Origin of the sequence: Streptomyces sp. NBC_01426, assembly GCF_036231985.1 — a bacterium.
GTDB lineage: Bacteria > Actinomycetota > Actinomycetes > Streptomycetales > Streptomycetaceae > Streptomyces.
Genome location: NZ_CP109500.1, coordinates 1,658,653 through 1,671,628, shown reverse-complemented (window position 1 = coordinate 1,671,628; position 12,976 = coordinate 1,658,653). Strand labels below are relative to the sequence as shown.

Sequence of the window (12,976 nt, the reverse complement as noted above, 5' to 3'; positions counted from 1 at the left end):
GCGCGGGGCCCCCTCGACCGTGACGGCCGCGCCCGGACCCGGCGCGGGGCAACCCCGCCGCCCGCGGGGACGTCTGTCGAGGTAATGGACCGGACCAATGGGGACCCGAAGGTCGACGAGGAGGACGCATGACCGCCAACCACGCGGTGGTCGTCGGCGGCGGCCTGGCCGGCGTCACCACCGCCCTGGAACTCGCCGACGCCGGCATGCGGGTGACGCTCCTGGAGAGCCGCCCCCGACTCGGCGGACTCGCCTTCTCCTTCAAACGCGGCGAGCTGACCGTGGACAACGGCCAGCACGTCTACCTGCGTTGCTGCACCGCCTACCGGTGGTTCCTCGACCGCGTCGACGGCGCCGCCCTCGCCCCCCTCCAGGACCGCCTCGACGTACCCGTACTCGACGTCGCGCACCCCCGGGGGCCGCGTCTGGGCCGGCTGCGCCGCAGCGCCCTGCCCGTGCCCCTGCACCTGGCCTCCTCCCTGGCCCGCTACCCGCACCTCACCCTCGCCGAGCGGGCGAGCGTCGGGCGCGCCGCCCTCGCGCTGCGCCGCCTCGACCCGGCCGACCCGGCCCTCGACGGCCTGGACTTCGCCACCTGGCTCGGCCGGCACGGCCAGTCCCCGCGCACCATCGAGGCGCTGTGGGACCTCGTCGGCATCGCCACCCTCAACGCCACCGCCGACCAGTCCTCCCTGGGGCTGGCCGCCATGGTCTTCAAGACCGGCCTGCTGTCCGAGAACGGCGCCGCCGACATCGGCTGGGCCCGCGTCCCCCTCGGCGACCTGCACGACGTCCTCGCCCGCAAGGCACTCGACGCGGCCGGCGTGCGCACCGAGCTGCGGACCCGCGTCACCTGCCTGTCGCGGCTGGAGTCCGGCAGTTGGCGGGTCGACACCGAGAGCGAATCGCTCGACGCGGACACCGTGGTCCTTGCCGTCCCGCAACGCGAGGCGCACGCGTTGCTGCCGCCCGGGGCGCTCGCCGACCCGGACAAGCTCCTCGACATCGGCACGGCCCCCATCCTCAACGTCCACGTCGTCTACGACCGCAAGGTGCTGCGGCAGCCCTTCTTCGCCGCGCTCGGCACCCCCGTCCAGTGGGTCTTCGACCGCACCGACGCCTCCGGGCTGACCGACGGCGGCCAGTACCTGGCCCTGTCCCAGTCGGTGGCCCAGGACGACATCGACGAACCCGTCTCGGTCCTGCGGGCCAAGTACCTGCCCGAGTTGGAGCGGCTGCTGCCCGCCGCACGCGGCGCGAAGGTACGGGACTTCTTCGTCACCCGGGAGCGGACCGCCACCTTCGCCCCCACCCCCGGAGTCGGCCGACTGCGGCCCGGCGCCCGGACCGACACGCCGGGACTGTTTCTCGCCGGTGCGTGGACCGCCACCGGTTGGCCCGCGACCATGGAGAGCGCCGTCCGAAGCGGACTGGCCGCGGCGCACGCCGCGCTCGCCGGTCTCGACCGCCGGCGTGAACACCCGCTGCAGGAGGCGGTATGACGAGCATCGACACCACCGCCGCAGCACGTACACGTACAGGAACCAGAGGAGAGCCAGTGAACCCGGGGAATCCGGCTGTCGAGAACGCGGATGCCAGTGTGGGCACGGCCGGTGGGGAGAAGGCGGACACCGTCGCCCTGCTGGAGCGTGGCCGCGCACTGTCGACGCCCGCGCTCCGCGCCGCCGTGGAACGGCTCGCATCGCCCATGGACACCGTCGCCGCCTACCACTTCGGCTGGATCGACGCCCACGGCAACCCGGCGGACGGAGACGGGGGCAAGGCGATCCGCCCCGCCCTCGCCCTGCTGTCCGCGGAGGCCGCGGGCGCCGCGCCCGAGGTCGGCATCCCGGGCGCCGCGGCCGTCGAGCTCGTCCACAACTTCTCGCTGCTGCACGACGACCTGATGGACGGCGACGAACAGCGCCGCCACCGCGACACCGTGTGGAAGGTGCACGGCCCGGCCCTCGCGATCCTCGTCGGCGACGCGCTCTTCGCCCTCGCCAACGAGATCCTGCTGGAACTGGGCACCGTCGAGGCCGGGCGCGCCACGCGCCGGTTGACCACCGCCAGCCGCAAGCTCATCGACGGCCAGGCCCAGGACATCTCGTACGAGCACCGCGAGCGCGTCAGCGTCGAGGAGTGCCTGGAGATGGAGGGCAACAAGACCGGCGCCCTGCTCGCCTGCGCCGTCTCGATCGGCGCGGTGCTCGGCGGCGCGGACGACCGCACCGCCGACAAGCTGGAGGAGTACGGCTACCACCTCGGCCTCGCCTTCCAGGCCGTCGACGACCTGCTCGGCATCTGGGGCGACCCGGAGAGCACCGGCAAGCAGACATGGAGCGACCTGCGCCAGCGCAAGAAGTCCCTGCCGGTCGTCGCCGCCCTCGCGGCCGGCGGCCCTGCGGCCGAGGAACTCGGCGAGCTGCTCGCCGCCGACGCCAAGAGCAACGACTTCGAGAACTTCTCGGAGGAGGAGTTCGCGGCCCGCGCCGCCCTGATCGACGCCGCGGGCGGCCGTGAGTGGACCGCCGAGGAAGCGCGCCGCCAGCACACGATCGCCATCCGCGCGCTCGATGACGTCGACATGCCCCAGCGGGTGCGCGAACAGCTCGTCGCCCTCGCCGACTTCGTCGTCGTGCGCAAGAGGTGATCGCCACCCGTACGTGGATATGAATCGCGAGTCGCCGGCCGGCGCCGCCGTCTGACGGGCATCACGCCCGGGCGCGCACCGGCCGACGGCAGACCCCAGCACAGCAGAGGACACTGCAACGTAAGGGGAAGCCATGACAGCGACGACCGACGGTGGTGCGGGTTCCCGCGGCACCGGACCGGACCACGGCACCGCGACGCACACGGCGGCCGCCACCACGGGGCCGCCTGGCCCGGCACCGGCCGGGGTCCGGGAACGCCCGGACCCCGGGACACCCCCCGGCCCGACACCGACCGGATCCGCGACCACGACGGGATCCACGACATCGACCGGATCCGTGACATCGACCGGATCCGTGACGACGGGATCCGCGACACCGACCGGGTCCGCGTGGCCCGGCGGGGCCGAGGACGCACGGGATGCCGCACAGCGCGCCGTCCGCAACCTGCTGGGCCGCCAGGACCCGGCCGGCTGGTGGAAGGGCGACCTGGAGACCAACGTCACCATGGACGCGGAGGACCTGCTGCTGCGGCAGTTCCTCGGCATCCGGGACGAGGCCACCACCCAGGCAGCGGCCCTGTTCATCCGCGGCGAGCAGGAGAGCGACGGCACCTGGGCCACCTTCCACGGGGGCCCGTCCGACCTCTCCGCCACCATCGAGGCGTACGTGGCCCTTCGCCTCGCCGGCGACGACCCGGACGCCCCGCACATGGCCCGCGCCTCCGCCTGGATCCGGGGCCACGGAGGCCTCGCGGCCGCCCGGGTCTTCACCCGGATCTGGCTCGCGCTCTTCGGCTGGTGGAGCTGGGACCACCTTCCCGAACTGCCACCCGAGTTGGTCTTCCTCCCCTCCTGGATGCCGCTGAACATCTACGACTTCGGCTGCTGGGCCCGCCAGACCATCGTCCCGCTCACCGTGGTCTCCGCACTGCGGCCGGTGCGCCCGGCGCCGTTCGCACTGGACGAACTGCACGCCGACGCCCGGGCGCCCTACCCGGCGGTGAAGCTCGCCCCGGTGGCGAGCTGGGACGGGCTCTTCCAGCGGATGGACAAGGCCCTGCACGTCTACCGGCGCTTCGCACCGCGCCGGGTGCGCGAGGCGGCGATGGCCGCCGCCGGCCGCTGGATCGTCGACCGGCAGGAGAGCGACGGCTGTTGGGGCGGCATCCAGCCGCCCGCCGTGTACTCCGTCATCGCCCTCCACCTGCTCGGCCACGACCTCCGGCACCCGGTGATGCGGGCGGGGCTGGAGTCGCTCGACCGGTTCGCCGTCTGGCGCGAGGACGGCGCCAGGATGATCGAGGCCTGCCAGTCGCCGGTCTGGGACACCTGCCTCGCCGCCATCGCGCTGGCCGACGCGGGCGTACCGCCCGACCACCCGGCCCTCGTCAAGGCGGCCGACTGGATGCTCGGCGAGGAGATCACCCGCACCGGTGACTGGGCCGTGCGGCGCCCCGGACTCGCCCCCGGTGGTTGGGCGTTCGAGTTCCACAACGACAACTACCCCGACATCGACGACACCGCCGAGGTGGTCCTGGCCCTGCGCCGGATCCGCCACCCCGAGCCCGCACGCGTCGAGGCCGCCATCGCCCGAGGGGTGGCCTGGACGCTCGGCATGCAGTCCCGCAACGGGGCCTGGGGCGCCTTCGACGCCGACAACACCAGCCCGTACCCCAACAAGTTGCCGTTCTGCGACTTCGGCGAGGTCATCGACCCCCCGTCGGCCGACGTCACCGCCCACGTCGTGGAGATGCTCGCCGTCGAGGGGAGGTCCGCCGAGCCGCGCACCCGGCGCGGCATCGCCTGGCTCCTGGCCGAACAGGAGCCGGAGGGCGGCTGGTTCGGCCGCTGGGGCACCAACTACGTGTACGGCACCGGCTCGGTGGTCCCCGCCCTGACGGCCGCCGGGATGCCCGTCTCGCACCCCGCGATCAGGCGGGCGGTGGGCTGGCTGGAGACCGTACAGAACGAGGACGGCGGCTGGGGCGAGGACCAGCGGTCCTACCACGACCCGTCATGGGCCGGGAAGGGCGCCTCCACCCCCTCGCAGACCGCCTGGGCGCTCATGGCGCTGTTGTCGGCCGGCGAACGCGACGGCGCGGCGGTGGAACGGGGCATCGCGTACCTGGTCCGGACCCAGGAGGAGGACGGATCCTGGGACGAGCCCTACTTCACCGGCACCGGCTTCCCCTGGGACTTCTCCATCAACTACCACCTGTACCGGCAGGTCTTCCCGCTCACCGCTCTCGGCCGCTACCTGTACGGCGAACCCTTCGGCCCGGACGGCCGGTCGGACGGACCGGCCGCGGCCCTCGCGCGGGAGCCCCGATGACCGCGGCCCGGCCCCCCGGGACCGAACCCGCGCTGCTGGTCGCCTGCGCCCTGCGCATCGAACGCCTGGCCCTGCGCGGCGGCGACGAACGCGGCTCGCCCGCCCCGTACACCGTCCTGCGGACCGGCATGGGCCCGCGCGCCGCCGACGAGGCCGTCGGCCGGGCGCTCACCGGCCCCGGGATGGAACGGGCCGCCGTGCTCGCCACCGGCTTCTGCGCCGGACTGGTACCCGGCATGAACCCGGGCGACCTCGTCGTCGCCGAGGAGACCCGGGACCCCCGCGGCACCGTCGCCTGCGACGGCACCGCCCTGCTCGCCGAGGCACTGGCCCGGGCCGTACCCGGCCGGACCGTGCACCTCGGCGCGTTGACCGGATCCGACCACGTGGTCCGCGGCCAGGAGCGCGCGCACCTGCGCGCCACCGGCGCCGTCGCGGTCGACATGGAATCGGCGGCCACCCTGTGGACCGCCGCCCGCGGCCCCACCGCGGAACCCGGCGCGAACCGCCCGGTTGCGGCCGTCCGGGTGATCGTGGACGCTCCGGAGCACGAGCTCGTCCGTATCGGCACGGTGCGCGGAGGAATATCGGCTTTCCGCGTGTTGCGTGCCGTACTGCCCGCGTTTCATGACTGGCACCGTTCTTTGCTGCTCCCCAGGAGGTGAGCCAGATGGCCATGCCGTTGCGACAGTCCATCAGGGTCGGGACCTATCTTCTCGAACAGAAGCTCCGCAAGGTCGAGAAGTTCCCTTTGATCGTCGAACTGGAGCCGCTCTACGCCTGCAACCTGGCCTGCGAGGGGTGCGGGAAGATCCAGCACCCGGCCGGCGTCCTCAAGCAGCGCATGCCGGTCGCCCAGGCGGTCGGCGCCGTCCTGGAGTCCGGGGCGCCCATGGTCTCCATCGCGGGTGGCGAGCCCTTGATGCACCCGCAGATCCACGAGATCGTCCGTCAATTGGTGGCCAAGCGGAAGTACGTCTTCCTCTGCACCAACGCGATGCTCCTCCGCAAGAAGATCGAGAAGTTCACCCCGTCCCCCTATTTCGCGTTCGCCGTGCACATCGACGGCCTGCGCGAGCGGCACGACGAGTCGGTGGCCAAGGAAGGCGTCTTCGACGAGGCCGTGGCGGCCATCAAGGAGGCGAAGAAGCGCGGATTCCGGGTCACCACGAACTCCACCTTCTTCAACACCGACACCCCCCAGACCATCATCGAGGTACTGAACTACCTCAATGACGACCTGGAGGTGGACGAGATGATGATCTCGCCCGCCTACGCCTACGAAAAGGCGCCCGACCAGGAACACTTCCTCGGAGTGGAACAGACCCGCGAACTCTTCAAGAAGGCCTTCGCGGGCGGCAACCGGCGTCGCTGGCGGCTCAACCACTCACCGCTCTTCCTGGACTTCCTGGAAGGCAAGGCCGATTTCCCCTGCACCGCGTGGGCCATTCCGAATTACTCCCTCTTCGGATGGCAGCGCCCCTGCTATCTGATGAGCGACGGATACGTCCCCACGTACCGGGAGCTGATCGAGGACACCGACTGGAACAAGTACGGCCGGGGCAAGGACCCGCGCTGCGCGAACTGCATGGCGCACTGCGGCTACGAACCCACCGCGGTCCTCGCCACCATGGGCTCCCTCAAGGAATCCCTGCGCGCGGCCCGGGAGACGATCGGCGGCAACCGGGGCACGTCGGCATGAGCGCCGGCCAGGCGGGGGAGGGCGGCCGGGGCACGGGCTTCGACCTCGGCGCCCTGCTGGCCGAACGCGGAGGAGAGCGGTACGAGCTGCACAGCCGCCACCTCAACCACCAGCTGCCCCGGATGCTGCGCACCATCGGCTTCGACAAGGTCTACGAGCGGGCCGAGGGAGCCCACTTCTTCGACGCCGAGGGCAACGACTACCTGGACATGCTGGCCGGGTTCGGGGTGATGGGTCTGGGCCGGCACCACCCCGTGGTCCGGCGCGCCCTGCACGACGTGCTGGACGCGCAGCTCGCCGACCTCACCCGCTTCGACTGCCAGCCGCTGCCCGGACTGCTCGCGGAGAAGCTGCTGTCGTACAGTCCGCACCTGGACCGGGTCTTCTTCGGCAACAGCGGCACCGAGGCGGTGGAGACCGCCCTGAAGTTCGCCCGGTACGCCACCGGGCGGCCCAGGGTCCTCTACTGCGACCACGCCTTCCACGGGCTCACCACCGGCTCGCTCTCGGTCAACGGGGAGGACGGCTTCCGGGACGGTTTCGCCCCGCTGCTGCCCGACACGAAGATCGCGCTGGGAGACCTGGCCGCCCTGGAGCGGGAACTGCGGCGGGGCGACGTGGCCGCCCTCGTCGTCGAACCGATCCAGGGCAAGGGCGTGCTGGCCGCCCCGCCCGGGTTCCTGCTCGCCGCACAGGAACTGCTGCACCGGCACAAGGCGCTGCTGATCGCGGACGAGGTGCAGACCGGCCTCGGACGTACCGGTGACTTCTACGCCTACCAGCACGAACCCGGCGTGGAACCGGATCTGGTGTGCGTGGCCAAGGCCCTCTCCGGGGGGTACGTGCCCGTCGGCGCCACCCTCGGCAAGGACTGGATCTTCAAGAAGGTCTACTCCTCGATGGACCGGGTCCTGGTGCACTCCGCCAGCTTCGGATCCAACGCACAGGCGATGGCGGCCGGACTGGCGGTGCTCTCCGTCGTGGACGACGAGGCGCTCGTGGCCCGCGCGCGATCGACGGGCGACCTGCTGCGCGGGCGGCTCGCCGCCCTGGTGGACGAGTACGAGCTGCTGCACGAGGTGCGCGGCCGCGGCCTGATGATCGGCATCGAGTTCGGCCGACCGTCCTCGCTGGGGCTGCGCAGCCGCTGGACGATGCTCCAGGCGGCCCGCAAGGGGCTCTTCGCGCAGATGGTCGTGGTGCCGCTGCTCCAGAAGCACCGGATCCTCACGCAGGTCTCCGGGGACCACCTGGAGGTCATCAAGCTCATTCCGCCGCTGATCGTGGACGAGCGGGACGTCGACCGGTTCGTCGGCGCTTTCCGTGAGGTCATGGACGAGGCGCACGGCGGGGGCGGGCTGATGTGGGAGTTCGGCAGGACGCTGGTGAAGCAGGCCGTCGGCAACCGCTGACGGCCCGCTCCCACCCGGCGGTGTCCGGCGTCGACGGAATCAGACCGGCTCTTCGAGGAGCCGGTCCCGCAGCCGGTCGAGGGTCTCGGGCGTCAGCCCGAGACCCTCCGCCAGATAGCCGTCCACGCCGCCCCAGGTCGCGTCGATGACCTCGAACGCGGCGACCAGGTACTCGGCGCGGGCGTCGAAGAGCGGCGCGAGGAGCGCCATGACCTCGGGCGAACGGGCCTCCGGCGCGTCGCTGCCCCGGCGGACCCGGTAACGGTTGTGCGGGGCGTTCGACTCCAGGTAGTCCGCCACGATCACCTCGCGTTCCACCCCGAGCGCGAGCAGGGTGACGGCGATCGACAGGCCGGCCCGGTCCTTGCCCGCCGCGCAGTGCATCAGCGCGGGGAGGCTCTCCTCGGCGAGGGCGCGGACGACCCGACCGTGTTCGACGGTCCGGTTCCGGATGATGCCGCGATAGGAGTTCTCCATCCGGGCGACGGCCTTTCCGTCGCCCAGTACGGCATTCAGTCGGTCGAGGTCGCCGTCGCGGACCATCGTCCAGAACTCCCGACCGTCGGCGGGATCCGAGAGCGGGATGTTCACGTTCCGCACGCCGGGCAGTTCCACGTCCGGCCCTTCCAGCGCGTGATCGGCGTCGTTGCGGAAGTCGAAGACCGTGTGCAGACGGAGCGATACGAGGAACTGTGCATCGGTTTCGGTGGCATGCGCCAGATGTCCGCTTCGGAAGAGTCGTCCTGACCTGACCCTCCGTCCGTCGGTGGTCGTCAGCCCGCCCACGTCACGGAAGTTGCGCACTCCGGACAGTTCGGGCGTCACGGACGGGGTTCGGGGTATCTGCCGGGTCAAGGGGGTTCCTCCGCGTCGTCGTGAAGTGTCCGAATTACACTACTTGGCACCAACTTGCCATCAGCGGAGGCGAGATCGCGCCAGGCTCCGTGAGCCAGATCATACGGTGACCGTGCGTGCCTGATCGCGAAACTCGAATTGCCATGTGGCGAGGGTTGTTGATGGTCCGGAATGGACAGAGGGTGACGGGAATTCCGGCGGCCCCCCATGTCTGGGATTCCGTCAGGAAATTCATGGCTTGTTGTGCGTGGCAGGACTCGATTACCTTCGCGATCGATCCGGGTGGACCGCCTAATCCTGCCGCCGCCCGGGAACCCCACCCGACTATTCACGCGCGCGGCAGGAGCGGGGGAACCAGGTAAGCCGCCGTTCCGGGCCTTGTCTCCGGGACGGCTAGGGGTGAAGCCGCACTTCGGCCGTCGTCACCGACGCCGATGCGCGACCGGACATCTCCAGTCCGAACCCGACAGCTCACCTCGCAGGCGACGGAGAGGAATTCGCCATGCCCGCAAAGGGTAAGCACCGCCGTCCGAAGACCAGTTCCCTGTCCCGCGGGTTCGCCGTCGCGGGAACCGGCGGCGCGGCACTCGCCCTGCCGCTGATCGGAGCCGCCGGCGCCCACGCGGCCGGTGCTCCCGCGACCGCCCCCGTCGCGGCGCCCGTGTCGGCCCCGGACGCCGCGCCCGTGTCCGCCCCGCAGGCCCCGGTGTCCCTCCAGGCCGCCCCCGTCGCCGCGAAGGCCGCCCCGACCGTCTACACCGTCGTGTCGGGCGACTACCTCTCGAAGATCGCCGCCGACCGTCAGATCTCCGGCGGTTGGGAGCGGCTGTACGCCGACAACCGGCAGGCCGTCGGCTCCGACCCCTCGCTGATCCACCCCGGCCTGAAGCTGACCCTCGGCGCGGCGGCTCCCGCCACCCGGTCCGCTCCGGCCCCGTCAAAGTCGCAGACGCAGTCGCGCTCCGGCAAGGGCGCCGCCCCCGCTCCGAAGTCGACCGAGCGGCCCTCCGGCGCGGCTCAGGCGGACTCCGAGGCCGGCTCCGCCGCCAAGGCCCCCGCCAAGCGGCCCGCGGCCTCCGCCGGCCAGGGCGGCGACACCTCCGGCGGCACCTCCGCGAACACCGGCACGGGCACCGGCTTCGTCGCCCCGGTCGGCGGCGGGATCTCCACCCAGTACCGCGCCTCCGGCGCCATGTGGTCCTCCGGTTACCACACCGGCGTCGACTTCATCGCGAGTTCCGGCACCACCGTCAAGGCCGTCGGCGCGGGCACCGTGGTCTCCGCCGGATGGGGCGGCGCGTACGGCAACGAGGTCGTGATCCGGCACGCGGACGGCAGGTACTCGCAGTACGGCCACATGTCCTCGCTGTCCGTCTCGACCGGCCAGAGCGTCACGCCCGGACAGCGGATCGGGCTCTCCGGCTCCACCGGCAACTCCTCCGGCCCGCACCTCCACTTCGAGATCCGCACCGGCCCGTCCTACGGCTCGGACGTCGACCCGCTGGCCTACCTGCGCTCGAAGGGCGTCAGCATCTGACGCACCGCTCGCAGGAGCACGGACACGCGTGAGGCCGGGACCCGAGGGGGGTCCCGGCCTCACGCGATTCTTATTCCGCGTATGCATGGTGGGATAGATCACGGTCCGTCAACCCCTCATTACGTTGGCGTAGGTCGGCCGCGGGGGTGAAGGATGTCGAACTGTGGCAGCGACGAAGACGACACTCAAGACCATCGGCTCGTACGCGGCGATCGGGGACAGCTTCACCGAGGGCGTGGGGGACCCGGGACCCGGGGATTCGCATCTCGGTTGGGCGGACCGGCTGGCCGTACTCCTGGCCGATCGGCGCGAAGAACACGATTTCCGGTACGCCAACCTGGCCGTGCGCGGAAAGCTCCTCGACCAGATCGTGGCCGACCAGGTGCCCCGGGCCAAGGCCCTCGCCCCGGACCTGGTCACCTTCTGTGCGGGCGGCAACGACATCATCCGGCCGGGCAGCGACCCGGACGCCACGGCGGAACGCTTCGAGGCGGCCGTGGCCGACCTCGTCGGCTCGGTCGGGCAGGTCATGATCACGACCGGGTTCGACACCCGGGGCGTACCGGTCCTGCGGTACATGCGGGGCAAGATCGCCACGTACAACGCGCACGTGCGGGCCGTGGCCGACAAGTACGACTGCCCGGTCCTCGACCTCTGGTCCCTGAAGTCCGTACAGGACCGACGGGCCTGGGACGGCGACCGACTGCACCTCTCGCCCGAGGGCCACACCCGCGTCGCGCTGCGCGCCGCGCAGGTGCTCGGCCTGGACGTGCCGACCGACCCGGACCAGCCGTGGCCGCCGGAGCGCCCGCGCGGATCGGTGGACGTGACGCGGGACAACATCCAGTGGGCGCGCGAACACCTGGTCCCGTGGATCGGCCGACGGCTGCGCGGGGAGTCCTCCGGGGACCACATCGCGGCGAAGCGCCCCGACCTGCTGCCCCTGTAGGACCGGCCCGCAGGGCGGAGCCCTTGTGACCAAGGGGGATCGGCCGACCGGGTCGCGGGACGACGGGCCCGACGAGTCGGTCGGCGGGGGCGGAATCCTTCGGGGCCGGTGTGCGTTGGGATGGTCGTAGACGTACGACCGTCCCGCCCCGATCCACCCAGGAGGCGCCTTGACCGGCTCCCGTCCCCTGCGTCCCCGGCTGCGCGCCCTGCGGCCCGAAGCCTTCGGCGCGGATCCCTCCGGCGCGCGCCTGGAGCGGATCCGCCGCTCGCCGAACTTCGCCGACGGCGTTTTCCAGAACCCGGTCGGCGCCCGGACCAGGCCCTCCGGTTCGATGGCGGAGTTCGCCAAGATCTACTTCCACAAGGAACAGCGGGTTCGACGCAGCCCCGCCGGCGCGATCCCGGTCTATCCGACGACCCTCGCCGAACTGGCGAAGCCGCCGGTCAGCGGGTTGCGCCTGACCTGGATGGGCCACTCCACCGTGCTCGCCGAGATCGACGGCCGCAGGGTGCTCTTCGATCCGGTGTGGGGCGAGCGGTGTTCCCCCTTCCCCTTCGCCGGACCCAAGCGGCTGCACCCCGTGCCCGTGCCGCTGGCCTCCCTCGGCGACGTCGACGTGGTCGTGATCTCACACGACCACTACGACCACCTCGACCTCCCGACGATCAAGGCACTGGCCGGGCGGGACATCGTCTTCGCGGTCCCGCTGGGCGTCGGAGCCCACCTGGAGCGCTGGGGAGTCCCCGCCGACCGGATCCGCGAGCTCGACTGGAACGAGACCACCGAGGTCGCCGGGCTCTCGCTGACGGCCACCCCGGCCCGGCACTTCTGCGGCCGGGGACTGCGCAACCAGCAGTTCACCCTGTGGGCCTCCTGGGTCGTCGCGGGGGAACGCCACCGGATCTACCACAGCGGTGACACCGGCTACTTCCCCGGCTTCAAGGAGATCGGCGCGACGCACGGTCCCTTCGACGCCACGATGATCCAGATCGGCGCGTACTCCGAGTACTGGAGCGAGATCCACATGACGCCGCAGGAGGGCATGCAAGCCCACCTGGACCTCCAGGGCGGCATCCCGCACGGCACGATGCTGCCCATCCACTGGGGCACCTTCAACCTGGCCCTGCACCCCTGGGACGAGCCCGGCGAGGGCACGGTGACCGCCTCCCGGGAGACCGGCTCCGCCATCGCCCTGCCGGTACCGGGCCAGCCGTTCGAACCGGGCGCCTCCGACGCGCCGGCCGAACCGTGGTGGCGGCCCTTCGTCGTCGCCGAACCCGCCCCCGCCCGGATGCCGACGGCCGCGCCGACGGCCCCCGTGCGGACCGCCCCCGCCCCGGCCGTCACCGGCCGGGAGGAATCGGAGACAGTCGGGACGTAGCTCCTGTCATCACCCGGGGCCCGGGGCGGCTCCGGTCCTCGCCGGGAGCGCGGACGCGCGCTCGGACGGCGTACGCCCGGTTCCGCCCGGGCGTACGCGCTCCCGGCGGATTCGGGCTGTCGTACGAGCGCTCCGTCGCAAGCGGGAAGCAC

General features: G+C 71.9%; 10 protein-coding genes and 1 riboswitch. Of the genes, 9 read left to right on the top strand and 1 reads right to left on the bottom strand.

Going from position 1 to position 12,976, the window contains the following annotated elements:
- Positions 1 to 128: 128 nt before the first annotated feature.
- From hpnE to OG906_RS07335, 6 genes are all read left to right on the top strand, one after another.
- A complete protein-coding gene (gene hpnE, locus OG906_RS07360; RefSeq protein ID WP_267800283.1) occupies positions 129 to 1,502 on the top strand; it encodes a hydroxysqualene dehydroxylase HpnE in 1,374 nt (457 codons plus the stop codon).
- Between the two features lie 56 nt (positions 1,503 to 1,558).
- Positions 1,559 to 2,653, top strand: a complete 1,095-nt coding sequence (locus OG906_RS07355) for a polyprenyl synthetase family protein (protein ID WP_385638184.1) — start codon at positions 1,559 to 1,561, stop codon at positions 2,651 to 2,653.
- Between the two features lie 355 nt (positions 2,654 to 3,008).
- A complete protein-coding gene (shc, locus tag OG906_RS07350; RefSeq protein ID WP_329441085.1) occupies positions 3,009 to 4,985 on the top strand; it encodes a squalene--hopene cyclase in 1,977 nt (658 codons plus the stop codon).
- The gene (locus OG906_RS07345) at positions 4,982 to 5,650 is read left to right on the top strand and encodes a phosphorylase family protein (protein ID WP_329441084.1); all 669 of its coding nucleotides are present in this window, start codon (positions 4,982 to 4,984) and stop codon (positions 5,648 to 5,650) included. The genes shc and OG906_RS07345 overlap by 4 nt, the downstream gene beginning before the upstream one ends.
- A 5-nt stretch (positions 5,651 to 5,655) precedes the next feature.
- Positions 5,656 to 6,687, top strand: coding sequence for an adenosyl-hopene transferase HpnH (gene hpnH / locus OG906_RS07340; protein ID WP_267829006.1), 1,032 nt, complete (start codon positions 5,656 to 5,658; stop codon positions 6,685 to 6,687).
- Positions 6,684 to 8,099 carry an aspartate aminotransferase family protein gene (locus OG906_RS07335; RefSeq protein WP_329441082.1) on the top strand — a complete coding sequence of 472 codons (1,416 nt, stop codon included), beginning with the start codon at positions 6,684 to 6,686 and terminating at the stop codon, positions 8,097 to 8,099. Before hpnH ends, OG906_RS07335 begins: the two co-directional genes overlap by 4 nt.
- Before the next feature lie 39 nt (positions 8,100 to 8,138).
- On the opposite strand, the gene OG906_RS07330 is transcribed toward OG906_RS07335, so the two are convergent.
- A complete protein-coding gene (locus OG906_RS07330) occupies positions 8,139 to 8,954 on the bottom strand; it encodes a tyrosine-protein phosphatase (RefSeq protein WP_329441080.1) in 816 nt (271 codons plus the stop codon).
- Positions 8,955 to 9,265: 311 nt separating this feature from the next.
- Positions 9,266 to 9,452, top strand: a riboswitch (cyclic di-AMP (ydaO/yuaA leader).
- A gap of 4 nt (positions 9,453 to 9,456) precedes the next feature.
- On the opposite strand from OG906_RS07330, the gene OG906_RS07325 reads away from it, so the two are divergent.
- The 3 genes from OG906_RS07325 to OG906_RS07315 all read left to right on the top strand — a co-directional run bounded on the left by OG906_RS07325 (position 9,457) and on the right by OG906_RS07315 (position 12,824).
- Complete coding sequence (locus OG906_RS07325; RefSeq protein WP_329441078.1) at positions 9,457 to 10,491, top strand: peptidoglycan DD-metalloendopeptidase family protein; 1,035 nt, start codon at positions 9,457 to 9,459, stop codon at positions 10,489 to 10,491.
- Positions 10,492 to 10,654: 163 nt separating this feature from the next.
- On the top strand, positions 10,655 to 11,440 hold the full coding sequence (locus OG906_RS07320; RefSeq protein WP_329441076.1) for an SGNH/GDSL hydrolase family protein: 786 nt from the start codon (positions 10,655 to 10,657) through the stop codon (positions 11,438 to 11,440).
- Between the two features lie 169 nt (positions 11,441 to 11,609).
- Positions 11,610 to 12,824 (top strand): MBL fold metallo-hydrolase, encoded by a 1,215-nt coding sequence (locus tag OG906_RS07315; RefSeq protein ID WP_329441074.1) that lies wholly within the window; start codon positions 11,610 to 11,612, stop codon positions 12,822 to 12,824.
- Positions 12,825 to 12,976 lie beyond the last annotated feature (152 nt).